Genomic DNA, 22,785 nt, shown 5'->3' on the forward strand with positions numbered 1-22,785 from the left:
TCGTTCACTGCAGTTGCGGTTTCAGAAGGAAGTCGTTGCGGTCCGCCGATTTCACGCGAAGCCAGGCTTCACGGCCGTCACGGAGAACACGCATGGGAATTTCCGCACCGGGCGGACCGCTTTCCCAAACCTTGCGGTAGAAGTCAGCCAACCCGTCGACCTCGCCGTCGCGGATTTCCGAGATGACGTCGCCACGCTTGAGCCCTGCCTTTGCGGCCGGGCCATTTTCGGTGACGCTCATGACAACGACGTCGCCATTCGTTTCTGCCGAGAACGCGCCGAGCCAAGGGCGCGGCTGGCGCTTGAATTCGCCGCTGTTGAGCAGGTCATCCAAGATTGGAGCCAGTAGGTTGATCGGGACCACCATATTGATATCGGCGATCTCTCCGCCCTTGCTCATCTGCAGCCGTAGCGAGCCGACGCCGATCAACCGACCTTCGGCATCGACCATCGCGGCGCCTCCCCAGGAGGGATGCGCCGGCGTGATAAAGATCGCCTCGTCGAGCAGGTACTCCCAGTATCCTGCGAACTCCTGCTTGGCGACGATATTGCCGCGCACATACTGGCCCTCCCCGTCCGCAAAAACGATCGGATCTCCGACAGCAGCATTGTCGGAATCCCCGATCTCGAGCGCAGGCAGTTCCAAGGGCGCCAAGGCCTGCACGAGACCGAAGCCGCTTTCCTGATCGTAGGCGAGTGCATGGCCCGGGACCTTGCGGCCATCACGGCTCGTGATCCACACGTCATCGGCCTCGGTAATCAGATAGCCGATCGTCAGGATAAGACCGTTTTCCCGGATGACCACACCGCTGCCTTCGCGCCGGACGCCGAGAGCATCGGCCGTGAACGCGTTATCGGGAATGGAGGCGCGTACCGCGACGACGGACGCCAAGATTTTCTCTATATCCATGATGCCGATCCTTATCTTGTCGCGGTAGGGGCGCGGCCGCCTAGCCGAATTGATTGATCGCAAACTGCACGCTGTTTCCAAGCGACAGGGTCAAAATATGATTTTGCGCGGACCGGTTCAAGAGGTTGCTACCAGACATGGAAAGGCCGCCGGAGTTACCCGGCGGCCTTCCAAATGACTTGACGTCTGGCCGATAGATCAGTTGGCTGGGGTCAGCGTAACCGAAGTACCTGTCGCAGCAACGTTCAGGCCGAGCTGACCGGTGATGCTGACGGTCTGGAGATGGATCGAACCGGATGTGCCGCCGACGAGAATGTTGGCGCCGATGCCGGCACCGACAGTCGCTTCAGCCGTTGCGCCCTGGTAGAGGCCGCCGAGCGAACCGTGGTGATAGCCAGCGGTCGGTGCGAAGACTGCCCAGATCAAGCGGCTGCGCGTGGTGAAGCCGAGATCGACACCCATCTTGCGAATGACGCCGGTGTACTGATCGATCGGCTCGCTGCCCATCGTGGACGAGAAGGTGCATTCGGCTTCCTTGGCGGAACCGATGACGTAACCGACGCCACCGCCGACCTGGCAATCGAGATAGCCGATACGGACGCCGCCGCGCTGGTCAGCTTCCTGGTATGGTGCATCCCTGCGCGAAATCACGTCAGCAGAAAAGGCGGTCGTTGCGGTGAGAACGATCGGCAGGGCGGCAACAGCCGCGGCGAAAGTCTTATTCATCCCTGTACTCCATTTAATTCTTCTTTTACCGCGACCTCACCTCTTGGTCGGTCGCAGGCAGCGAACATAAACGCACATGACTCCGAATCGATCCCGTCATCGCTACACGAAATGTCACGCCGGATTCCAGAACGTGAGTGGATTGCATTGGCGGCGCCCGTCGAAAAGCCATGATCGGCTGGCGGCGTCCGTTCAGGGATCGGTGAAGCTGATCGTCCGCAACCGGATCTGATCCTGACGCGGCTCACGGGCGAAAAGGATGGCTCCCGAGGCTTTCGATTGCGCGGGAACGTAATCGAAGGTGACATCCGCCTGTTCGACGGCCGCATCACCATCCATGACCTCGCCGCGCACGACGACCGCTGCCGCCGTTCGGTTAGCGCTGTTGGAAACATCGAACCGGATGCGGTAGCCGCCCTCGACGGGCATGCGCTCGGTGATCTCGATACGGAACGCGGGCGGGACTTTCTCCTCACTTACGGCGCGCCAGCCAACCCAGCCTAGGACGCCCGCAACAATCAGCGTCGAAACGATCGCAGTGACCCATTCGATCCAGTGTGCCTCACCCTTTTCGGTGACCTTGCCGATATCGCTCGTGTCTTTCATCAGGGCCTCGCTAAAGGATCAGTCGGGCCGCGGCAGCGCCGATCGCCCCCGGGAATGAGAGGACGATGACCGAGATCAGCACCGGCGTTGCTGCCATGCCGTCCAGCCGGCCGAAGATCCACAGCACATAGAGGCTGACCAGCATCGCGACCATATAACCGGGAAGCGTGTAGCGGAAGAAGATAGGCCAGCGTGAGCTGTCTTCCGGCATTCTGTGCCCGCCGCGAAAAGACACCGCGTAGACGAAACAGTGCATGATGGCGATCGACACCAGGATCGTTACCACCCCGTGCCAGTTCATCATCTTGTAGGAAATCAGGACGACTTCTTCCGTCGGCGCGACATTGAGGTTGAGAAACAGCGCACCGATCGCCATCAGAAACAGCTCGCGCACGTAGTTCGTCGAAAGACTGTCGGGAACGGCATCTGATGACTGGGACGTCTCGTCGTCCTCGTCGTCAGCGTTATCCTCTCCACCCAGCTGGGAGCGCCCGAGCATGGCGCCGATGCTTGCCGGCACCGCCTGGATGGCGATCTTGCCGATGATGGTTGCCATGGGCATATCGGCCTTCAGCACGCCGAGCATCACAAGTGCCGCACCACTTATGACGATCCCGAGCGCGAAGGCCGTCAACGCGTCGCGCACGGCCTGCCAGAAGGTAGAGGTCCGCTCAAACCCGATGAGATGCGCAAGCACGATCAGGAGCGGGATGTTGAAGACGAGCAGGATCAGGAGCCGGGATTGCTCGATATAGAAACCCAGTTCCCACAGCTCCATCGTCATCAGCATGGGAATGCCGAACAGCATCGCGCCCGCGGCACCCCGGCCAAGGCCCACGAGAAAGCGCCGCAATTCGCCATCGGCTTGCGTCTTGCTGTTTTCGATACTGGCAGTTCCGCCCAAACCGGTCGCTTTCGCTTACACGCCTGAATGGCATAGATAGGAACATGGCCCCAATTGGCTAGCTATCCCTCTGCCGATAAAGGGACTTATCCTCAGTTTGCGGAAGGGCTTCTTGACGATGGCGACACAATTTCTGATCGATGGACGACAAGACGCGCCGGTGACCATCCTTCTTGCGCATGGCGCAGGCGCCCTGATGGATTCAGGCGCTATGACAGCCGTCACTGAGGCTCTCGCTGCCGAAGGGTTTCGCGTGGCGCGGTTCGAGTTCGCATACATGGCGGCGCGGCGTGAAAGCGGCAGCAAAAGGCCGCCACCGAAAGCCGAACGATTGCAGGACGAATACCGCGAGGCCATCGGCGATCTCGATGGGAAATCGAAGCTGGTTATAGGCGGAAAATCCATGGGCGGACGCGTCGCCAGCATGATTGCCGACCAGGAGTTTGCCGATGGCAGGATCGCCGGGCTCCTCTGCCTGGGTTATCCGTTCCACCCGCCGGCCAAGCCGGATAAGCTCCGCACCGCGCACCTGAGCGACCTTAAGACGCCGACGCTGATCTGCCAGGGAACCCGCGACACGCTCGGCAGCGAAGAGGAGGTCAAAGGCTACGATCTTTCGGACGCGATCGAACTCCTGTGGCTTCCCGATGGCGATCACGATCTGAAGCCGCGAAAAACCGTTTCAGGCTATTCCGCCGACGATCACCTGAAGACGGTTGCGGCCCACGTCAAAAGCTGGTCCGCGCGGCTTTGATGCTTACTGCCCCGTCTTGAGTCCCGGTCTAACGGTCGAAAATGTCCTGCCACTGTTTCTCGCCCATCATGCAATCGCTTTTCGGCCCGGACGCAATCTTCATGACTTTCTCCGGAGGCGTGATGCCGCTCACCTCCATCACCAGCTTGCGGCGCACCGCGACTGCGAAATCCTCGATGCGGTGAACCGGGAGAACGAAGGAGCCCGGACCACCCGTCACGCAATCCGCGTAATACTTGTCCAGGCCGCCCGGTGCACCTGACGGTCGCAGCATCAGAGCTAGACCGTTGATGACGATTCCGGCCTCGACCGCCTTGTTCCTTGCAGGCTCAACCGGGTTGCCGGAATTGTTGGGCCCATCGCCCGAGATATCGATGACCTGCCGCATGCCCCTCAGCGGGTTGGAGACGATCATCGTCGCCCCTTGCGTGATCGCCGCGGAAATCGACGTCCGCCTCTGTGTCTCGATCGGACGCGCTGCCAGTTTTTGCGTAAAGACGAGCGCATCCTGCGCATTTTCGATCACGTGCCAGTCGATGACCGACCCCGGCACGACCCCGCCAGCCCATTCGAAATAGCTGATCGCAATGCGGCCGGTCATGCCTGACCTGACCGCATCGAGAAATTCCCTGTGCTGGAGAGCTTCGATATAGCCTTCGCGCTGGATGGCGACCTCTTCGAAATCCATGGAACGGGAGGTATCGACGGCGAGGACGAGTTCGACATCGACCTCGCCGGACGGACCGCCCGCAGTGGCAGGCGATTGTACGACGGGCATTGCAGCCGAAGACAGGCTGATCAGCATCGCGAGTGTTGCAAGCATCTGCACTCCAATCACTGCGTTTGTACTGGTGAAAACAGTAACACAGGATTGAAAAGCTTCGATGCAGTTGCGCGAACTCGACTTCAACTCTCAGTGATGAGACTCATTCTGCAGGCGTCACCTCCTGCTGGGCGCCTTGTGTGAGCGCTTCGACAAGGCAATCCATGATCGCTTTTCTGAGCGCGTAGGTGCTTGCGCTGGTTCGCTTGCGGTCAAGGCACTGCGCGGCTTCGATCAGGCTCATACCGTGGTGGACGACAATCTGATGGGCCCTGTTCATGGCCCAGTATTCGACTGATGAACTCTGGTCTTCAAACCTGTGGCTTACTGCGTCCAATGTGGCCTCACTAGATAAATGCATCGTGACGGCGAATCATTTGCTGAGCAGAATCTAGCGCAACAGTATAGATTCGTGAATCCGGCATGGATTTGCTTCGCGGCAATAAACAGTCCAAATTCTTAAGCGAAAACAATCACTGTTAGTTTTTATGAATGAGATCTTCCCCGTGATGTGAATATATATCACGTTTCTGGCGCGAGGCTTGTCGGCATGCCGCCGGCATCGACCAGTTCACCGCGGGACGACCATCGGTTTTCCCGTCACCGGATCGGCAATGATCATTGATTTCAAACCGAAAGCCGCGTCGAGATTGGCTTCCGTCATGACCTGCTCGGGGCTTCCCACATCCACCAGTCCGTTACTGCCGAGCAACACGAGATGATCGGAAAACCGGACGGCTAGATTGAGATCGTGCAGTACGGCCACAACCGTCGTTCCGTGGTTGCGATTGCGCTCGCGCAGCACGGAAAGCACGTCCATCTGGTGGCTGAGGTCAAGCCATGTCGTCGGCTCATCGAGCAAAAGGTAGGGCGTATCCTGTGCGAGCACGAGCGCGATCCAGGCCCGCTGCCTCTGGCCGCCGGACAGTTCGTCGAGCGGCCTGTCGGCGAGATCGGCAAGGCCGACCTGTGACAACGCCCGTTCGCAGGCGATCGCATCGGTCTCGCTCCAGGGCGCGAGCAGTCCGCGCCAGGGTGTGCGGCCTCGCCGCACCAGATCAGACACACTGATGCCTTCCGGGGCCTTGGATGCCTGCGGCAGGATGGCGAGCCTTCGTGCGAGAGCTCTCGTGTCGATCTTCGCAATATCATCCCCGCCCAGCGTCACAGTGCCGTGCAGCGGCGGGATAAGCCGTGCCAACGCTTTCAGAAGCGTCGATTTTCCGCATCCGTTCGGCCCGAGAATGGTCGTGATCTTGCCGTCCGGCAGTGTGAGCGACAGATCCTGGATCACGATCCGGTCGCGATAGCCAAGGGTCAGGAGTTCGGTTTTCAGCGCCTTGCCTGTCACAGGTCTCCAGTCTCCATTTCACGCGAGAGCAGCCACAGTAGATAGGGCGCTCCCAGGATCCCTGTCATCACGCCGACCGGTAGCTGCAGACCCGGCACAAGCGAGCGCGCGACGAGATCCGCGAGTACAGTAATTGTGGCACCTGTGACGGCGGCTGCTGCAAGCCGCGATCCCGGCCTGCTGGCCTTAGTCATCCGCGAGCCGAGCGGCCCGGCCATCAGCGCCACGAACGGCACCGGCCCCGCCACGGCGACACCGGCGCCGGCCAGCAGCACACCCGTGGTGATCAGCAGATATTTCGACCGGCGCACACGCGCGCCGAGACCCGTTGCAAGCTCATCGCCCAGTTCGAGCAGGCCGAGCGAGCGCACCTGAAAGGCCAGCAAAGCAAACAGAACGCCGCCGGTGGCGGAAACCTGAAGCGCATGTCCCCAGTTGCGGGCGGCCAGAGAGCCTGCAAGCCAGCGCTGCGCATCCGCAGCCTCCTGGAGCGGCAGGCGGGTCATCAGGAAGCTGCTTGCAGCAGAACAGAAAAAACCCATCCCGAGGCCGACGAGAATAAGTGTCAGCGCCGCCTGCGTACCGTGCCGCCGGTAAGAAAGTCCCGCAACAATGACAGCCGCAATCAATCCGCCGGCGGCGGCCAGAAATGGCAGCGGCAGGGAAAGGCCGAAGGCGACGCCGCAGATCACCGCAAGGCCAGCGCCTTGCATGAAACCCATCACATCCGGCGCCGCCAGCGGATTGCGCAGCAGGATCTGGAAGATCGTGCCGGACGCACCAAGAACTGCCCCGACACCGACTGCCGTCGCAATTCCCGGGCCTCGCAGGACACGCAGCGTCAGCGCTCCTGGCCCGGTCCCCGTCCATAGACCGGTCCACAGATCCTGCGGTGTCAAAAAGATCTGGCCGAGCATCAGCGATGCGAGAATGGAGGAAAGCAGCAGGCCAACCAGCAGGACGACGCCAGCCCTGCCGCCACCCCTCGCCCGACCATTGCCGCGCGCCTTCACGATGTCGCTCCGGGACGAAGCCGCCGTGCGATGATGACGAAAGCCGGAGCCCCGATCAGCGCCGTCATGATGCCGACGCGAATTTCCGATGGCGCGAGAAGGATACGCCCGAGCGTATCCGCATAGAGCAGGATCGACGCGCCGATGACAGCGGCCGCCATCAGCTCGAACCGCAGGGTGTGTCCGGCGACGCGCCGTGCGAGTGGCGGGACCAGAAGGCCGATGAAAGCGATGGGGCCCGCGACCGCGACCGCAGCACCCGTCGTCAGCGTAATCGCCACGAGAGCTCCGGCCTGCACGCGCGCCGGTTTCGTGCCCAGCCCGCGGGCAAGCGAAGACCCGAGTGAAAGTGCCTCGATGCGCGGCGCAATCAGGAGAGCCACCCCGATACCGATGGCAGCGGCGCTCCCCATGCCGGCGAGCGGACGCGCGCCAGCCTGTGCCAGCGATCCTGTGATCCAGAAACGGAGAATTTCGAGCGTCTCGTTGCGGGCAAGGACGATGGCCGAGACCAGAGACAGAAGCATCGCATTGAGCGCTGTGCCCGCGAGCGCCAGCCGGACGGGGCCTGCATCGCCGCGTAGTCCGCCGCCCAGCATGAACACGGCGGCGGCGGCGAGTGCTGCGCCCGGAAAGGCCATGGCAGACATCAAGCCACTATCGGACCGCCCTGTCAGCAAAGCCGCAATCACCACTGCGAAGGCGGCACCGGAGTTGACGCCCATGATGCCGGGATCCGCCAGCGGATTACGAGTGAGCGCCTGCATGATCGTGCCGGCGATACCGAGGCCCGCACCGGCGATCAGCGCCGCGACAAGGCGCGGCATTCGGACGGAACCGATGACGATATGGACCGGATTGCTCTCATCATATGCAAAGATTGCCTGGAACACATCGATAGGCGTGACATCGCGCACCCCGACGCCAAGTGTCAGCACCACGGCGAAGAGGAAAATCAGGCCAAGGACGGCGGCTGATTTCACGGGGCAAGCCCGGCGGCAACGCTTGACGGAACCTGTGTCTCGACTTTCCCGTCCAGAGCCAACCCGATCTCCGCTTCGAGCCGCTCGAGCGCGAACGGCAGGGAAAGAACGCTGCCGAAGGTCAACGCTCCGGCCAGAAGCGCTCCGGCCAGAACCTCACGACCCTCGACATGAGCCTTCAGCGTCTTGCGCATCGGCATTGAGACGATGTCCGGCACGGCATCGGACGTGGAGACCCAGATCAGCAGGTCCGCGTCGAGACTGGAAAGATCCTCCGGGGAAAGCCGGGCGTAAAAACCCTCGTTTGTTTCGAGGTTGGCGAGTGCTGGCGGCGGCCTGAAACCCAATTCCTTCAGGAACGTCGCGCGGGTATCGGTGCCGATGAAGGCACCGGTTTCTCCGCCGAAATTGTAGGCGCAGACAGCGGTCTGTTCCGCCCATTGCGGATGCCGTGTCCTGATGTCCGCAAACCTCGACTTGACGCCTTCGATGAGTTCCTCAGCCTTGCCAGTGTTGCCGACCGCGCGACCGATGACGCGGGTCTGGGCGTCCCAGGTGGTGCCATAGGCGAGATCGCCCTTTTCCTGCATCAGGACAGGCGCAATCTGGGATAGGATATCGTATTCGGCCTGCGAGATACCTGATCCGATGCCGATAATCAGGTCCGGTTGGAGCGAAGCGACGATCTCCATTGACACTTCACCCGAGATGACCTGCGGCTGGGCATCTCCCATCAGCGCCTGGGCCCAAGGCCAGACGTTGTAGGGATAGCCTCCGAACCACTGGCGCGTGGCGACAGGGACGACACCCAGCGCCAGGAGAGGATCATGGGTGGAATACCCGAGCGAGACCACACGCCTGGCCGGCTGCGGCAGTACCGTTTCACCGAAGGCATGGACAAAGCGAAGTTCGTCTTCCGCCACCGCGACACCAGGAAGGCCTCCGGTCGCCGCAGCGGCAAACCCCGACGCGATAGCCGTCAGAACCTGTCGTCTGGTGGGTGCAACGATACCGAAGCCGATCGCTGTCTGGCAGATAGGCATCTGTAAACGGTCCTTTCCACAGTCATGTCTTGGTATAATCAGGTTTCACAGTTCGAGTGCCCCATTGAGGCGAAGCCCGGTTACCAAGTGTATTTCAGCGTTGCGAGAACCGTACGGCGATCGCCGTAATAGGCGGTGTTGCTGAAGCCGTCGATCTGGCTGATATATTCCTTATCGAGCAGGTTCGTGACGTTCGCCGAGAGAGCGACGTTGTCGCGGATCTGATATTTCACGGCTGCGTCGAACAGGACCCTCGACGGAACGGGATCCGTGTTGGCGTTATCGGCATAGGAACTGCCGACCAGGCGTCCGCCAACGCCGAGCGTCAGATCGCCGCGCGCGCCGTTGCCGGGAAGCGTGTAGTCGAACCATGCCGACGCCATGTGCTTGGGAACCAGATACGGCCGGTTGCCGACGAGAGTGGGGTCGACATCCTCCTCGATCTCTGCATCCAGGTAGGAATATCCGGCGGTAAAGTTGATCCGATTGGACAGCGCGACCTTGGCTTCCAGTTCGAGACCGCGAACGTTGATCTTTCCGACCTGGTACTGTGCCGAATAGTCCGGTGCCCATTGTGCAACATTGGTCTGCGTCAGGTCGAACAGTGCCGCCGTGAAGAGCGCATCGATGCCGGTCGGCTCATACTTGATGCCAATTTCGTACTGCCTGCCTTCCTGCGGTTTAGGGGTGCCGATGAAGTAGCTGCGATTGGCCGCAACCGGAAGGAAGGATTCCGAGTAGTTGGCGTAGACAGAGACTTCGCTCGTGGCCTTGTAGGTCACACCGGCTCGCTTGGAGAAATTCTCGTCGACCGCGTCGTAGTCGGTGCCGTAGGAGGTACTTTCAGTTTCGGCATGGTCATACCTACCGCCGACGGTAAAGATCAGACGATCGTCGTAGGTCAGCTCTTCCTGAATATAGAGACCCTTGGTCGTGAGATCGGACTCGGACGCAACGCCGGCACCGAATGACACGCAGCTTCGACCGCAGTATACCGGATTGCGGATATCGCCGACGCCGAGTGCAGTACCGTCAAACCGCATTTCCTCGTTGCTGTCGCGACCGTAGTCGAAGCCGAACAGCGTCCGGCTGTCGAAGGCACCAAAGCTCGCCTCGTATTGCAGCTGGTTGTCGATGTGGAAACGCGTGGATTCGCCGTAGACTGCAAGAGCGTTCCGGCTCGTGGCTGGATCAGCCGAATTGTAGACACTCTCGTAGGTGACATCGAGTTTGGTGTACCTGGCGTTCTGGCGGAACTCGAGACCATTGCCGAAATCGTGGCGGAACTGGTAACCGATATTCTTCTCGATTACGTCCATGTTGTCGAAATCTTGCTCGCCGAGATAGGTCTCGGAATCGATGCCGGAGCCGAGCGGAATGCCGTGAGACGTGCTGCCGTCACGCTTGTTGTAGTCCATCAGAAGCGTGAAGGACGTATCCGCGGTCGGAGACCAGGTCAGCGCCGGCGCGACGTAGATGCGATCGTCCTCGGTCTCGTCGATCCCTGCGTCGGCATTCTGCCACTTGCCGGTCAAACGATAGCTCCAGATACCGTCTGCATCCAGCGGGCTGCCGAAATCGGTTCCAGTCTCGACATGACCGTCGCCGAGTGTCGTGTAGACTTCGCCGAATTTCTCGTCCTGCGGAAGCTTGGTCACCGCATTGACGATACCACCCGGTCCCGACAGTCCGAACAGAGACGAGTTGGAACCCTTCAGCACTTCGATGCGCTGCATCGCGTAGGGTTCGATACGGTTGGTCGTAAAATCGCCACCCGTATACATCGGCAGACCGTCGCGATAGGTGGCGTTGCCGGTCGAGTAGAACCCGCGGATCAGATAGTGATCGTAGCGATTGTCGGAGCCGTAGATGTCGGTCGAAACACCCGGCGTGTAGGCCAGAGCCTCGTCGAGCGTCGTGACGCCGCGCTTTTCCAGTTCTTCTTCCGTCACGACGGAAACCGAAGCGGGCGCGTCGAGCAGAGGGGTATCGGTCTTGCTGCTGGAACGGGAAGCCTTGGCAACGATCGTCGCATCGGGACCCACTCCACTGCCACCGCTTTCGAGCACAATCGGCGCGAGCGTTGTGCCGGTGGCATCAGCTGTCTGTGCAAGAGCCTGCAGCGGCAGCAGGATTGCCACACTGGAAAGAAGCGCTATCCGTTGGGCGCTTACCCGGCGCCCCATCGAAATCCGTGAAAAACCATTGACTTGAAAAGGTCTTGACCGAAACGCCACGCGAAATTCCCCTCGTACTAAAATTCCTGCCACGACGCCCCGCCGCTGCAGACCAAGCGGAAAAGAAATCATGATTATTTTGATCAGGAATTATCGGGAGGGCTTTTGCAAGTCAACGGCTGAACTCTTTTGCTCAAAGCAAGAGTTGCCCGGAACGGGAAAGCGGGGTCAAACTGTGGCAGGAATGTCATAGCGAGGGTGCTGGCTGTCCGTGCTTCCTGGATAGGACGGCGCTTTCTAAGCTAGCTCCGTTCAGCCAGCGCGTTCAGTTTCGCACCCTCGAGACGGTAGAAGATGTGGGTTTCCTTCCGCTCGCCGCCGAGGTCGTCGTAGAACTTCAAAAGCCGCTGGTTCGTGCGCGCCGCCGTCCAATCGACGCGGCCAAACTTCCGTTCGACGGCAATCGCTGCAAGCCGCTGCATCAGTTTGATACCAACCTCTTGGCCCCGCTCGGAAGCTGACACGAAAAGCTCTTTGAGGAACAGGCCCGGCACCAGGCCGGGACCGGGAAAGATCGAAGCGAAGGCGGCAAAGCCGATCACGCGGCTGGTTCCGGCGACGATGATCTCGGTATTGAGCGGCCGGTTGAGAATCCCCGCGACGATTGCGTCCCGCGGAGGGCAGAACACGCCGTAATAGTCCTGCATTTCCTCGAGCAGTCCCGCAAGTTCATCGGTGTCCCCGGCGCTAAACGGACGAATCTGCATGATTTTTGCCTTATTGCGATACGTGTGATCGTCCGGCAGAAAAATCAATCAGCTCGGATCCTGATATCCTTCCAGCCAAAGTGCGCGACGGTCAAGATCATCCGTGTAAGGGCAGGTGTCCAGCGTGTTGCCGCTTGCCGCGGACCTCCGGCCTTCTTTCAGGATGATCAGCCGTTCCGAATCCGTCAGTGTATCAGGCTGGACTGCGGTGCTGTCGATGGCTACTTCCACCCGCACCCCCTGTCCACGCAACGCATCGATCGAAGAGACGGCATCCTGCGCCGTTGCGAAACTTTCCCGAATGATCTGATCGCCTCGGACGGCCCTTAACTCGTAGGTCATGGCGCATCTCTCCTTGTTGTCAGAAACAGAGGAGATGCGGTTATTGTTCCGGCCGCCTAACGCTTCCGCTGAGCTAATTTTTCTGCCCGACTGAGCGGCCTGCCCCGTCCGGGAACGTTAGCTTGGCATGCGCCTGCGCAATCGGCGCAAGCTTTGCCATCACTTCCGGAGGAGCGACAACGGATTTGCCGGCGCTTGCATCCACATGCAGCATCAGTTGCTCTGCCGTCGCGATGATGCCGTCAGTCTTCGAGTCGTGAATGGTCGAGAAAAATCGGACGCGCTTTTCGTCGACGGACAGGATCTGCAGTGTGGCGTAGATCGCCTGGCCGAGCTTGGCCTCGCCCAGATGCCGGATATGCGTCTCGACCGTGTAATAGCTGTGGCCCGCCTCGACATACGCGAAGTCGACGCCGATCAGGCGCAGCAGGGCATCGGACGTGTCGCCGAACACCTGGAGGTATCGGTGCTCCGTCATGTGGCCATTGTAATCGACCCAGGCGGCGTTGACCTTGGTATCGACCAGCCGCAGCGGGGCCGAGGTGTCGACGGACAGGCTTGTCCCCTTGCCGTTTCCGCCACCTTCGGACCAAAGATGCGTCTCGAACTCGGACAGGATTTTGCCCGCGCCCCAGCCCTTGCCGCCGTCGCCGGCCTTCAGCGCCTGCATGATTCCGACGAGGTTTTCATCCCGGATCCGCTCCAAATCACGGATGCCATAGGCGCCGGACTGGGCATCCGATTGGGCTGCGATCTTGTCGACCAGAGCGTCGTCGAGATCGACCACGTCGGTCAGCTTGGTCCAGGGCCAGGCGAGGCAGGGGCCAAACTGCGCCAGAAAGTGCCGCATGCCCGCTTCGCCACCCGCAATGCGGTAGGTTTCGAACAGTCCCATCTGCGCCCAGCGGATGCCGAAGGAATAGCGGATCACATCGTCGAGTGTCTCGGTATCGCAGATATCGTCATGGATCAGCCACAGCGCCTCGCGCCAGAAGGCTTCCAGCAGACGGTCGCCGACAAAGGCTTCGATCTCCTTCTTGAGGATCACGCCCTTCATGCCGATCGGCGCCAGCTGCTCGCGGGCGAGAAGCAGGGTCTCCGGGCTTGTGCGTTCGCCGCCGACCAGTTCGGCCAGCGGCAGGAGGTAGACAGGGTTGTAGGGATGCGCGACGAACATACGCTCGGGATGCCGCATGTCGCGCTGCAGTTGCGTCGGCATCAGCCCTGAAGTGGACGATCCGATCAGCGCCTTCGGATCGGCAGCCGCATCGATTTTCGTCAGAACGCCACGCTTCAGGTCCAGCCGTTCCGGGACGCTTTCCTGGATCCAGTCGGCGCCTGCGACCGCCTCCTCCAGCGTCGCGCAGAACGTGAGTTTTCCCCGAGGCGGCAGCGGCGCCATGGTCAGCATGCCATAGGCGCGCTCCGCATTGGCCACCACCTCCGTGACGATGCGCTCGGCATCGGGGTGCGGATCGAAGATGGAAACGTCGATGCCGCCAAGCAGGAAACGCGCGGCCCAGGCGCCACCGATGACACCGCCGCCGATACAGGCTGCCTTCTTGATCTTGCTCATGCCGGTCACCTTTTCTGCAGCTTGAGTTTTTCGCGCACCTCGGCCGGGCCGATGATCTTTGCGCCCATGCCCTCGATCACCCCGACCGCTTTTTCGACGAGCTGCGCATTGGTCGCGAGTTGCCCCTTGCCGGCATAGAGATTGTCTTCAAGACCGACCCGCACATTGCCGCCGGCCAGCACCGCTGCCGCCGGATAGGCAAGCGCGTTGCGGCCGATCGAGAAGGCCGAGAACGTCCAGGTTTTCGGAACGGTGTTGACCATGGCCATGAACGTGTTCAGGTCGTCGGGCGCGCCCCATGGAATTCCCATGCAGAGCTGGATCAGCACCGGATCCTCGATCAGGCCTTCCTCGACGAGTTGCTTGGCAAACCACAGATGGCCGGTATCGAAAGCCTCGATCTCGGGACGCACACCGAGCGCCGTCATCTGCCGTGCCATTTCGCGCAGCATCGACGGCGTGTTGGTCATGACGTAATCGCCGAGCGAAAAATTCATGGTGCCGCAGTCGAGCGTGCAGATCTCCGGCAGGCACTCCGCCACATGCGCCACACGCTCGGTCGCGCCGGCCATGTCGGTTCCATCAGGATTGACCGGGAACGGCGCTTCGACATTGCCGAACACGAGATCGCCGCCCATGCCGGCGGTGAGGTTCAGGACCACATCGACATCGGCCGAGCGGATGCGATCGGTCACTTCCCGGTAGAGTTCGATATTGCGGGCCGCGGCACCGGTTTCCGGGTTGCGCACATGGCAGTGAACCACGGCGGCTCCCGCCTTCGCCGCGTCGATCGCAGAATCGGCGATCTGCTTCGGCGTGATGGGCACGTGTGACGATCGTGATGTCGTATCTCCGGCACCCGTCACGGCGCAGGTTATGAAAACCTCGCGGTTCATCTCAAGCGGCATCATATGCTCCTTCTGATTGAGCGTATTACGACCGAGAGGCGGATGGAATGCTTTGCATTATCGGAGCCATTTCATACACTATCGGCAATCAGCACGGATTACGGTGAATGAGCCAAAAGGCCCCCAGTCAGCACTTCGATATCCTTCTTCTGCCAGAGACCAACCTCATACTTCTGGCGTCTGTGATCGAACCGTTGCGGGCTGCAAATCGCATTGCCGGGGGCGACCTCTATCGCTGGACACTGCATTCTCCTGATGGAACGCCGGTCGACACGACATGCGGAATACCGATCGCGGTGGCTGGCGCGTTTCGACCGGCAAGGGAAACGGACCCGCTGTTCGTCTTGTCGAGTTATGACTGGAAGAAAAGCGTCACGAACGACCTGAAGGCGCAGCTTGCTCGCACAGCGAGACATCGAAGCCTGATCGCGGGTATTGAGACCGGAACCTTCGTGCTGGCCGAGGCTGGCCTGCTGAACGGGTCGCGTGCAACCATCCACTGGGAGGATCTGGAGGCCTTTTCGCTGGTTTATCCGGAGGTCGAGCTTGTTCGAGACCGCTTCGTGATCGACAGCAAGCGCATTACGACAGGCGGACCGGTTCCGACGCTCGACCTGATGCTGGAACTGATCCGCAGGGCCCATGGCCATACGCTGGCGCTCGAAGTGTCCAGGCTGTTTCTCTATGAATACGGTCACCGCCTAGACCGCGAGCATGGTTCAGCCGTCACTCCCGTCAGACATGGACGCGACGCCAGAGTTCAGGCGGCGGTGCGATTGATGGAGGAGACTGTCGATGCTCCCTTGGTTCTCACCAGGCTCGCAAAGCGCGTCGGTGTAAGCGCGCGGCATCTTCAAGACATGTTTCAGACAACGATAGGTGTGGGACCACACACTCATTATATTGCCCTGCGTCTGAACGCAGCCCGACGAAAGGTCATCGAGACCTCAGCGGCAATCGCCGACATCGCCGCAGAGACAGGTTTTAACTCGGCTTCCGCCCTATCGCGCAGCTACAGAGCGCAGTATCGCGAAAGTCCGAGTGAGACGCGACGGCGCGTCAAGCGCCGCGATCCTGTTATTTCTTCAGGATGACCCACAGCGCGTGCACGATACCCGGAAGAAAGCCGCACAGGGTGAGGAGGATGTTCAGCCAGAAGTGGAGGCCGAGGCCGACCTGGAGGAACACGCCCAGCGGCGGCAGGAGGAAGGCAAAAAGGATGCGGATGATGTCCAAAATTATCTCTCCGAATGATCAATGGCGCAAGACAACGTGCAGTGCAGCGAAAAGTTCATTTCACTGCTCTGCGGTCGAGGTGCGTGGTGAGGCGATTTCGAGCGCCTACCGGGTTAAATTGATGCTGCTGGTTACGACGGTCTTGCCCGTGCTCGGATCCTTGTCGACCGTCTGCAGACGCAGGCTGCCAGCACCGCGCGATTCGATTGTCATACTGGCAGTCCGATCGCCGTTGATGACACGTGCCCAACGGACGGACAGATTGATCCGGTTGCCGGATTGTCTTCCCGAAAGGGTCGAAGGCTGACCGGAAGGGCCGGTATAGGTGCCGCGGTAGCCATTGCCGCTTTCCTGAAGTGTGGCGGATATTTTGCGCTGGACGACCAGCAGGCCGCGGCAGGTGCCGTCCATCGAAAACGCCGTGCGCCCACCCGACATATCGAATTTGCACGTCACGTTGATCGGCTTTGCGCCGATGCGGGTCACGACGGTGCCAACGCCGGTCCAGCTGCCCTTGAGCGTCGGAAGAAAGGAAGACTCCTGTGCCGATACGGGCAAGCTGAGAAGGCTGGCGATGCAGGCGAGGATCGGGCGGCGAAAGCGCATGGGTTGGCTCCATCTGAGATTGCTACCCAACGTCGCAAACGCGTTTGGAGTTCCCCTCCTCCAAAGCAGGATCCGGCGGAGCCTTAACGAGAACTGTGACGGGCTCGAATGCGGGACGCTGCCCTTGATCCTGGAGCCCCTATTAAGAGACGCCGGCGACCGGGGTCTCTCCATGCGGTCACTTTTGACGTCCGGATTGGGAACCTCGATTTACGTTTGCCGTTTGCCCTTCGCTGATTTTCGCGTCGCAGCAAGGAATGTGCTCATGGAATTGAAAACGCAGGTCGCACTGGTCACTGGCGCCGGATCTGGAATTGGCAAGGCGGCAGCGCTCAAGCTGGCCCAATCGGGAGCCAAAATGGGGCTTCTCGGCCATACGCGCAGCGAACTGGAAGAGACGGCTGACGAAATCACGGCCGGAGGCGGCGACGCCCTCGTGCTGGATGCCGACGTTGCGGACGAAGCCGCAATGAGAGCAGCGGTTGATCATCTGGTCGAAGCCTATGGCCAACTGGACATCGTTGTGATCAACGCCGGTATCAATGGCGTCTGGGCCCCGATCGACGACATGAAACCGGACGAGTGGGACACCACGATCCGCGTCAACCTGCGCGGCACCTACCTATCCTTTCACGTCACCGTGCCGCATCTCAAGAAACAGGGCGGGTCGGTCGTCGTAATCTCCTCGATCAACGGCAACCGCACGTTCACAACGCCGGGCGCTACCGCCTATTCGGCCACCAAGGCTGCCCAGGTTGCGATGGTGCAGCAACTGGCACTCGAACTTGGCAAGCACAGGATCCGCGTGAATGCGATCTGCCCGGGATCGATCGGGACAAGCATCGACGACAATACAAGCCTTCGCGGCAAGGAGGAAACGGCTGTCCCTGTCGTTTTCCCGGCAGGTGAAATTCCGATCACCGGAGGAAAGGCAGGCGAAAGTGAGGATGTTGCTGACGTCGTGCTGTTTCTCGCGTCCAATCGCTCCCGTCACATCACTGGAACGCCGATCTTCGTCGACGGCGGGCAAAGCCTTCTTCGCTAAGATGTAAAGGCGTGGAACCAGTCGATGACATTCGCGTTACTGTCCGCCATCAAGGAGGGCAGGAAACGTGAAGAATTTTATTATCGCAGCCGCTATTGCTATTACATCGACTGTATCATTTGTACCTTTTGCACAGGCTCAGAGCGTTACGATCGTTACCGACGACCGCCGTGGACCGCCGCCGCCGCGCATGATGCGCGAACGTGACCGTCATCATCAGCGCCGCGGTTGCGTCGTGAAGAAGGTCAAGACGATGCGTCACGGTGCCGTGATCATCAAGGAAACGAAGGTTTGCCGCTAACACCAAGTGCTGGCCGCAGGTTTTCTGCGATACAGCGATAAGTCCTGCCGCGCTTCCCAAGAGCGCGGCATTTTCTATGGAATAGGCACGTCAGTATGGGAGCGGACACTCCGGACCCATGCAGCAGAACGGGGTCCGCAATGCGATAATGGCGTTGCTGAAGCCGGCAGACAGGGCGATCCCGACCTTGAACCGGAATAGTACGCATGCTAACTAATGGTCATCATAAACTTAGCACACTAACCTTTTATGGATCAGGATCTCGCAAGCTCTGATTTTCTGGAATCGCTTACCAAGGTAAGCCGGAAAATCCGCACGGCGTTCAATCAGCAGGTCACCGCCCACGGCCTGACCTATCCGCGCGCCCGTGCGTTGTTTCGGCTGACTAAAAAGCAGAGCATGACACAGACCGAGCTTGCGTTTGAGCTTGAGCTCGAGCAGGCGACACTGGTCCGGCTGCTTGACCGCATGGAACAGAACGGCCTGATCGAGCGCAGGCCCGATCCCGGCGACCGACGCGCGAAACTGATCTCGCTGACGTCCCACGGCAAGGAGCAGGCAGACTTCGTGCGCTCCCTCGCGGACCAGATCCGGAAACAGATTTTTGCAGGCCTCGACCACGACGATATCCGCCGTGCCAACGACCTTCTGGACGCGATCGGCACCAATCTTGCCGATCTGGAGAGCTTCAATGTCATCACGTGACACAACAGTCGTGAAAGACGACGTCGAAAATTCAGATGCGAGCCCCGATGCGGGGCGATCGGCCGCCTCAGCTGTGCAGGATGCGGCCCCTGCCGTTGCGCCGCCTGTAGCCCCCCCGGCTTTCGTTCCGAAACCGCTTCCGATTGCGCTCCTCTATGCATTCGCGTCGATTGCCGCGGCGGTCATGCAGGGCCTGGGCACAAGTCTGATTTCGGCCAACCTCCAGCAGATTGCCGGCCCGATGGAAGCGACCCAGACCGAAGCGTCCTGGCTGGTGGCCGCCTATCTGTTTCCCAACGCCAGCCTTGGTCTGTTCCTGTTCAAGGTCCGCACGCAATACGGTATCCGCAACTTCTGCGAAATCGCCATTATCCCTTACGTGATCATCAGCCTGGCACATCTGTGGGTGAACGATCTCAGCGTTGCCATTGCCCTCCGGTTTTTTGCGGGAGCCGCGGCCGCGCCTGTCTCCTCCATCGCAATTCTCTACATGCTGGAGATCTTTCCGCCGGAGAAGAAGCTGAATATCGGTATCTGTCTGGCGCTGATCGGTCTGCTTCTGGCAACGCCGATTGCCGGTCTCGTGTCGCCATCGCTGCTCGACGAGCGCGACCTTCAGGGCCTCTACCTTCTGGAACTGGGCCTCGCACTGATCGTGTTCGGCCTTGTGTTCCTGCTGCCACTCACCTCGCCTCCAAGAGCCAAGGTGATCGCGCCGCTCGACTTTGTCAGTTATGCACTTCTGGCCACCAGCATGGGATGCCTTGCCGTCGTCTTCACCATGGGCCGCCTGTATTGGTGGTTGGAAGCGGACTGGCTCGGCTGGCTGCTTGTCGTCGCGATCGTCACCGGCGTTCTGATGACGATCATCGAACTCAACCGCAAGACAAACCTGATCGACGTGCGCTGGATCACCTCGCGCGAGATCATCCATTTTGCAGGCGTTCTCCTGGTCTTCCGCATGCTTTTGACCGAGCAATCCACAGGCGCGATCAACTTCTTCAAGCAGCTCGGGCTGTTCAACGAACAGATGGCTGGGCTCTACTGGGCGATCCTGTTTGCCAGCGTGATTTCAGGCCTCGTCTGCGCGCTTGTGATGAAGCCCGGCCGTGAAGGCTTCATCCACCTCGTCGCGTTGATCCTGATTGCGGCGGGATGCTACATGGACAGCCAATCCACGGTCCTGACCCGGCCGGAACAGATGTATGTCAGCCAGGCCATGATCGCATTCGGAAGCGGTCTGTTTCTACCGCCGGCCATGGCGGTGGGTTTTGCCGCCGCGCTGAAGAAGGGCCTGACCTACGTCATCAGCTTTATCGCCGTCTTCCTGTTTACCCAGAAGGTCGGCGCGTTCCTCGGCAGCGGCTTGTTCGGCACCTTTGTCACCTGGCGCGAGCAATATCACTCGTCGATCCTGACATCGCGACTTCTGCCCACCGATCCGATGGTGACGGCGAGAATCCAGCAGTATGTCGGCGCCTACGCTCGGTCGACATCCGATCTGACCCAGCGCACGATCCAGGGCACCACGACCTTCGCCAAGGCCGTTCAGCAACAAGCCTATGTGCTCGCCTATAACGACGCCTTCTACGTGACTTTCCTGATCGCAATCGGCGCGATCGTGATGCTTGTATGCCATCTCGCGTGGACCCACCGCGATCGGCTCATGCCGCATGCGTCTGCCTCCACGCAGGCCTGACCGTCAATTCGATACACTTTAGAAAAAGAACAGAGCTATGAACGCTGCCTTCAGATCCATTTCCACATACGTCGCGCTCATCGTCGGGATCGTCGGCGTGTTTATCGTGCTTTACGCCTGGAACCTGCCCCCCTTCCACGGCACGGTCGAGACCACGAACGATGCCTATGTCCGCGGACAGGTGACGTTGCTCAGTCCGCAACTGGCGGGCGTCATCGTCGACGTGCCGGTGCAGGACTACCAGAAGGTGAAGAAGGGCGATCTGATCGTCAAGATCGATGACCGCATATATGCCCAGAAGCTCGAACAGGCAGAGGCGCAACTCGCCACCGCTGAAGCTTCGCTCGACAATTCCGAGCAAAGCCGCAAATCGGCGGAGGCCAATATCGTCTCGGCAAAGGCCGGCATCGAAAGTGCGCAGGCAGCACTTAACGCGGCCAAGCTGACCTATGAGCGCACCGAGACTCTGCTAAAAAACAACGTCACCACCCAAAGCGAGTCGGAGAAGAACCGCGCCGCCTATGACCAGGCGCAGGCGAGCCTCCACCAGGCACAGGCGACCGAACTGGTGGCTGAACAGGACCTCAACACGATCGTGGTCAGTCGTCGTTCGCTGGAAGCGAGCGTCGGAAGCGCCAAGGCAGCGGTCGAACTCACGCGGATCGACCTGCAAAACACCAGGATCATCGCACCGCAGGACGGAACCCTTGGAGAGGTGACCGGCCGCATCGGTCAATATGTTTCCGTTGGCACACAGGTCGCTTCGCTCGTGCCCAATCACGTCTGGGTGGTCGCAAACTTCAAGGAAACCCAGCTGGAGAACATGACCGTCGGCCAGCGCGTGACATTCACGGTCGATGCTCTGGGCCATCAGGCGTTCACTGGAACAATCGAGCGTTTCGCCCCGGCGACAGGCTCGGAATTCTCCGTGATCAAATCCGACAACGCGACCGGCAACTTCACCAAGGTCGCTCAGCGTATTCCGGTGCGCATTGCCATCGATACCGATCAGGCCCTGACGGACCGTCTTGTGCCCGGAATGTCCGTCGTGGCCAAGATCGATATCGCTCAGGAGGGTGCAGCAGCTGCGGAGGTAGAGACGCGCTAAGCCGAAGTGGCGATGGCGTCAGCGGAACCCGCATATCCCGGATAGCAAAACGCCCCGCATCAGACGCTGACGCGGGGCGCTCGCCGATTATCGTCTGAAGTCGATCCCGTCAGTTGCGGGCGACCCAGTCATGCCAATCGCCCTCGCCGCCGCGGAAGACGTTGAGATCGATCTTACCCTCGACGCCCTGCGAGAGGCCGGATCCGGAATACTGCCAGAACACCCATCTGCGATCGGGATAGACGACCGACGGATGCTGAGCGACCGCGCGCAGCCAGAATGGGTAGTTGAGGAATTCGCCGCGCAGGTTGTCCTTGTAGAAATCCGGCGCCGTGTAGATCACCGGCCGCTTGCCGTAATGACGCTCCAGCATGTCCATGAAGACCTGCATCTTTTCGAGCACCTTGGCGCGCGACAGACGCATTTTGCAGCTCGACTCGCCGTTATATTCGACGTCGATCACAGGCGGCAGCGCGTCGGGATCTTTCGGAACATTGCGGATGAACCATTCGGCCTGGTCGCTCGCAACGCGGCACCAGTAGAAGAAGTGGTAGGCACCGCGCTTGACGCCGGCCTCCTTGGCCTTGCGCCAGTTGGTCTTGAACATCGGATCCAGATGATCGCCGCCGTCGGTCGCCTTGATATAGGCAAAGTTGGCGCCCTGCGTCCGCAGCTTTGCCCAATCGATATCGCCCTGCCAGCGAGAAACGTCGACGCCGTGAACGGACATCTTTCGTGGCGAGACCTTGCCGAAATTGATCGGTTTGGCATCGCGGAAGCTGTGGCTGTAGATCCGCGAGCGGCCACCCGGCGAAACCCCGAGGCCTGGCCTCATGTCGGGCAGGGAAACCGGAGTGAGCGCCGATACGGGCCGCTGAGCCGGCATCGGCATGCCGACGGTGGTGACCATCGGATTGCCTGGCGCTTCGACCGAAGGACCCGGCGCGATGTTGCGGAACGCCGGCGACTGCGGCACAGGCCCGCCCCACGCCAATGGCTTTTGCGGTGGCGACGGAATTCCGGCCGTCGTCCCGACGTCGACGGCGGGAACCAGCGGAGCCGTTCTTGCAGCCAGACGGGACGTCTTTGCAGACCCGGATGAAGCGGGCACAGCGGATTCCAGATCGCTGCTGGAGGTACATCCAGTCGCAGCGAGGGCCAGAACGAGCAGTGATACAGCCGTAAGACGCATAAGGAACCCG

25 protein-coding genes are annotated in these 22,785 nt (G+C 60.4%); 7 read left to right on the top strand and 18 right to left on the bottom strand.

What is annotated here, in order from left to right; translation table 11 throughout:
* Window positions 1-4: 4 nt before the first annotated feature.
* The 4 genes from ACQY1K_RS21235 to ACQY1K_RS21250 form a co-directional block, all read right to left on the bottom strand.
* Entirely contained in the window at window positions 5-910 is a 906-nt protein-coding gene (locus ACQY1K_RS21235; protein ID WP_062454437.1) for a S1C family serine protease, read from the bottom strand.
* A gap of 198 nt (window positions 911-1,108) precedes the next feature.
* A complete protein-coding gene (locus ACQY1K_RS21240) occupies window positions 1,109-1,636 on the bottom strand; it encodes a DUF992 domain-containing protein (RefSeq protein WP_062454438.1) in 528 nt (175 codons plus the stop codon).
* Window positions 1,637-1,828: 192 nt separating this feature from the next.
* Window positions 1,829-2,242: a TIGR02588 family protein gene (locus ACQY1K_RS21245; protein WP_062454440.1), complete on the bottom strand. Its 414-nt coding sequence runs from the start codon at window positions 2,240-2,242 to the stop codon at window positions 1,829-1,831.
* 10 nt (window positions 2,243-2,252) lie between these two features.
* Window positions 2,253-3,146 (bottom strand): TIGR02587 family membrane protein, encoded by an 894-nt coding sequence (locus ACQY1K_RS21250; RefSeq protein WP_430259272.1) that lies wholly within the window; start codon window positions 3,144-3,146, stop codon window positions 2,253-2,255.
* Between the two features lie 118 nt (window positions 3,147-3,264).
* On the opposite strand from ACQY1K_RS21250, the gene ACQY1K_RS21255 reads away from it, so the two are divergent.
* Complete coding sequence (locus ACQY1K_RS21255) at window positions 3,265-3,900, top strand: alpha/beta hydrolase family protein (protein WP_430259274.1); 636 nt, start codon at window positions 3,265-3,267, stop codon at window positions 3,898-3,900.
* 28 nt (window positions 3,901-3,928) lie between these two features.
* Here the strand turns inward: ACQY1K_RS21255 and ACQY1K_RS21260 are convergent, their stop codons facing one another.
* The 11 genes from ACQY1K_RS21260 to ACQY1K_RS21310 form a co-directional block, all read right to left on the bottom strand.
* A complete protein-coding gene (locus tag ACQY1K_RS21260; protein ID WP_430259276.1) occupies window positions 3,929-4,723 on the bottom strand; it encodes a DUF1194 domain-containing protein in 795 nt (264 codons plus the stop codon).
* A 103-nt stretch (window positions 4,724-4,826) separates the two neighbouring features.
* Complete coding sequence (locus ACQY1K_RS21265) at window positions 4,827-5,003, bottom strand: hypothetical protein (protein WP_192078735.1); 177 nt, start codon at window positions 5,001-5,003, stop codon at window positions 4,827-4,829.
* Window positions 5,004-5,294: 291 nt separating this feature from the next.
* The gene (locus tag ACQY1K_RS21270; protein WP_062454446.1) at window positions 5,295-6,074 is read right to left on the bottom strand and encodes an ABC transporter ATP-binding protein; all 780 of its coding nucleotides are present in this window, start codon (window positions 6,072-6,074) and stop codon (window positions 5,295-5,297) included.
* Window positions 6,071-7,087 carry a FecCD family ABC transporter permease gene (locus tag ACQY1K_RS21275; protein WP_430259278.1) on the bottom strand — a complete coding sequence of 339 codons (1,017 nt, stop codon included), beginning with the start codon at window positions 7,085-7,087 and terminating at the stop codon, window positions 6,071-6,073. The genes ACQY1K_RS21270 and ACQY1K_RS21275 overlap by 4 nt, the downstream gene beginning before the upstream one ends.
* The gene (locus ACQY1K_RS21280) at window positions 7,084-8,070 is read right to left on the bottom strand and encodes an iron chelate uptake ABC transporter family permease subunit (RefSeq protein ID WP_192078733.1); all 987 of its coding nucleotides are present in this window, start codon (window positions 8,068-8,070) and stop codon (window positions 7,084-7,086) included. The genes ACQY1K_RS21275 and ACQY1K_RS21280 overlap by 4 nt, the downstream gene beginning before the upstream one ends.
* Complete coding sequence (locus tag ACQY1K_RS21285) at window positions 8,067-9,113, bottom strand: iron-siderophore ABC transporter substrate-binding protein (RefSeq protein WP_430259281.1); 1,047 nt, start codon at window positions 9,111-9,113, stop codon at window positions 8,067-8,069. Before ACQY1K_RS21285 ends, ACQY1K_RS21280 begins: the two co-directional genes overlap by 4 nt.
* Window positions 9,114-9,193: 80 nt before the next feature.
* On the bottom strand, window positions 9,194-11,299 hold the full coding sequence (locus ACQY1K_RS21290) for a TonB-dependent siderophore receptor (protein WP_430259283.1): 2,106 nt from the start codon (window positions 11,297-11,299) through the stop codon (window positions 9,194-9,196).
* A 293-nt stretch (window positions 11,300-11,592) separates the two neighbouring features.
* Window positions 11,593-12,057 carry a GNAT family N-acetyltransferase gene (locus tag ACQY1K_RS21295; protein WP_249406523.1) on the bottom strand — a complete coding sequence of 155 codons (465 nt, stop codon included), beginning with the start codon at window positions 12,055-12,057 and terminating at the stop codon, window positions 11,593-11,595.
* Between the two features lie 48 nt (window positions 12,058-12,105).
* Window positions 12,106-12,399, bottom strand: coding sequence for an Rmf/CrpP family protein (locus ACQY1K_RS21300; protein WP_092664492.1), 294 nt, complete (start codon window positions 12,397-12,399; stop codon window positions 12,106-12,108).
* Between the two features lie 73 nt (window positions 12,400-12,472).
* On the bottom strand, window positions 12,473-13,975 hold the full coding sequence (locus ACQY1K_RS21305; RefSeq protein ID WP_430259286.1) for a carnitine 3-dehydrogenase: 1,503 nt from the start codon (window positions 13,973-13,975) through the stop codon (window positions 12,473-12,475).
* 5 nt (window positions 13,976-13,980) lie between these two features.
* Window positions 13,981-14,883 (bottom strand): 3-keto-5-aminohexanoate cleavage protein, encoded by a 903-nt coding sequence (locus tag ACQY1K_RS21310; protein ID WP_430260619.1) that lies wholly within the window; start codon window positions 14,881-14,883, stop codon window positions 13,981-13,983.
* A 107-nt stretch (window positions 14,884-14,990) separates the two neighbouring features.
* On the opposite strand from ACQY1K_RS21310, the gene ACQY1K_RS21315 reads away from it, so the two are divergent.
* Entirely contained in the window at window positions 14,991-15,977 is a 987-nt protein-coding gene (locus tag ACQY1K_RS21315; RefSeq protein ID WP_430259288.1) for a GlxA family transcriptional regulator, read from the top strand.
* Here ACQY1K_RS21315 and ACQY1K_RS21320 read toward each other — a convergent pair.
* Window positions 15,961-16,119 carry a YqaE/Pmp3 family membrane protein gene (locus ACQY1K_RS21320; protein WP_082471680.1) on the bottom strand — a complete coding sequence of 53 codons (159 nt, stop codon included), beginning with the start codon at window positions 16,117-16,119 and terminating at the stop codon, window positions 15,961-15,963. The two genes, ACQY1K_RS21315 and ACQY1K_RS21320, sit on opposite strands and share 17 nt — an antisense overlap.
* Before the next feature lie 105 nt (window positions 16,120-16,224).
* The gene (locus ACQY1K_RS21325; protein WP_430259289.1) at window positions 16,225-16,725 is read right to left on the bottom strand and encodes a hypothetical protein; all 501 of its coding nucleotides are present in this window, start codon (window positions 16,723-16,725) and stop codon (window positions 16,225-16,227) included.
* Between the two features lie 265 nt (window positions 16,726-16,990).
* Here ACQY1K_RS21325 and ACQY1K_RS21330 point away from each other — a divergent pair, with 265 nt between their 5' ends.
* From ACQY1K_RS21330 to ACQY1K_RS21350, 5 genes are all read left to right on the top strand, one after another.
* Window positions 16,991-17,770 (top strand): SDR family oxidoreductase, encoded by a 780-nt coding sequence (locus ACQY1K_RS21330; protein ID WP_430259291.1) that lies wholly within the window; start codon window positions 16,991-16,993, stop codon window positions 17,768-17,770.
* Between the two features lie 67 nt (window positions 17,771-17,837).
* On the top strand, window positions 17,838-18,071 hold the full coding sequence (locus ACQY1K_RS21335) for a hypothetical protein (RefSeq protein ID WP_113110177.1): 234 nt from the start codon (window positions 17,838-17,840) through the stop codon (window positions 18,069-18,071).
* Between the two features lie 249 nt (window positions 18,072-18,320).
* Window positions 18,321-18,776, top strand: a complete 456-nt coding sequence (locus tag ACQY1K_RS21340) for a MarR family winged helix-turn-helix transcriptional regulator (protein ID WP_062576743.1) — start codon at window positions 18,321-18,323, stop codon at window positions 18,774-18,776.
* Entirely contained in the window at window positions 18,763-20,475 is a 1,713-nt protein-coding gene (locus ACQY1K_RS21345; RefSeq protein ID WP_430259293.1) for an MFS transporter, read from the top strand. The genes ACQY1K_RS21340 and ACQY1K_RS21345 overlap by 14 nt, the downstream gene beginning before the upstream one ends.
* A gap of 37 nt (window positions 20,476-20,512) precedes the next feature.
* Window positions 20,513-21,583, top strand: coding sequence for an HlyD family secretion protein (locus ACQY1K_RS21350; RefSeq protein WP_113167453.1), 1,071 nt, complete (start codon window positions 20,513-20,515; stop codon window positions 21,581-21,583).
* A gap of 109 nt (window positions 21,584-21,692) precedes the next feature.
* On the opposite strand, the gene ACQY1K_RS21355 is transcribed toward ACQY1K_RS21350, so the two are convergent.
* Window positions 21,693-22,775, bottom strand: coding sequence for a glycoside hydrolase family 25 protein (locus ACQY1K_RS21355; RefSeq protein WP_062576737.1), 1,083 nt, complete (start codon window positions 22,773-22,775; stop codon window positions 21,693-21,695).
* Between the last annotated feature and the right edge of the window lie 10 nt (window positions 22,776-22,785).

This window comes from Neorhizobium sp. IRS_2294, assembly GCF_050500145.1.
Classification (GTDB): Bacteria; Pseudomonadota; Alphaproteobacteria; order Rhizobiales; family Rhizobiaceae; genus Neorhizobium; species Neorhizobium soli.

Coding starts and splice junctions, on each gene's coding strand:
- ACQY1K_RS21295 (WP_249406523.1), bottom strand. CDS start 12,057: ATGCAGATTCGTCCGTTTAGCGCCGGGGACACCGATGAACTTGCGGGA.
- ACQY1K_RS21350 (WP_113167453.1), top strand. CDS start 20,513: ATGAACGCTGCCTTCAGATCCATTTCCACATACGTCGCGCTCATCGTC.
- ACQY1K_RS21240 (WP_062454438.1), bottom strand. CDS start 1,636: ATGAATAAGACTTTCGCCGCGGCTGTTGCCGCCCTGCCGATCGTTCTC.
- ACQY1K_RS21235 (WP_062454437.1), bottom strand. CDS start 910: ATGGATATAGAGAAAATCTTGGCGTCCGTCGTCGCGGTACGCGCCTCC.
- ACQY1K_RS21305 (WP_430259286.1), bottom strand. CDS start 13,975: ATGAGCAAGATCAAGAAGGCAGCCTGTATCGGCGGCGGTGTCATCGGT.
- ACQY1K_RS21310 (WP_430260619.1), bottom strand. CDS start 14,883: ATGCCGCTTGAGATGAACCGCGAGGTTTTCATAACCTGCGCCGTGACG.
- ACQY1K_RS21355 (WP_062576737.1), bottom strand. CDS start 22,775: ATGCGTCTTACGGCTGTATCACTGCTCGTTCTGGCCCTCGCTGCGACT.
- ACQY1K_RS21345 (WP_430259293.1), top strand. CDS start 18,763: ATGTCATCACGTGACACAACAGTCGTGAAAGACGACGTCGAAAATTCA.
- ACQY1K_RS21300 (WP_092664492.1), bottom strand. CDS start 12,399: ATGACCTACGAGTTAAGGGCCGTCCGAGGCGATCAGATCATTCGGGAA.
- ACQY1K_RS21255 (WP_430259274.1), top strand. CDS start 3,265: ATGGCGACACAATTTCTGATCGATGGACGACAAGACGCGCCGGTGACC.
- ACQY1K_RS21290 (WP_430259283.1), bottom strand. CDS start 11,299: ATGGGGCGCCGGGTAAGCGCCCAACGGATAGCGCTTCTTTCCAGTGTG.
- ACQY1K_RS21315 (WP_430259288.1), top strand. CDS start 14,991: ATGAGCCAAAAGGCCCCCAGTCAGCACTTCGATATCCTTCTTCTGCCA.
- ACQY1K_RS21285 (WP_430259281.1), bottom strand. CDS start 9,113: ATGCCTATCTGCCAGACAGCGATCGGCTTCGGTATCGTTGCACCCACC.
- ACQY1K_RS21265 (WP_192078735.1), bottom strand. CDS start 5,003: ATGAACAGGGCCCATCAGATTGTCGTCCACCACGGTATGAGCCTGATC.
- ACQY1K_RS21260 (WP_430259276.1), bottom strand. CDS start 4,723: ATGCTTGCAACACTCGCGATGCTGATCAGCCTGTCTTCGGCTGCAATG.
- ACQY1K_RS21325 (WP_430259289.1), bottom strand. CDS start 16,725: ATGCGCTTTCGCCGCCCGATCCTCGCCTGCATCGCCAGCCTTCTCAGC.
- ACQY1K_RS21340 (WP_062576743.1), top strand. CDS start 18,321: ATGGATCAGGATCTCGCAAGCTCTGATTTTCTGGAATCGCTTACCAAG.
- ACQY1K_RS21330 (WP_430259291.1), top strand. CDS start 16,991: ATGGAATTGAAAACGCAGGTCGCACTGGTCACTGGCGCCGGATCTGGA.
- ACQY1K_RS21245 (WP_062454440.1), bottom strand. CDS start 2,242: ATGAAAGACACGAGCGATATCGGCAAGGTCACCGAAAAGGGTGAGGCA.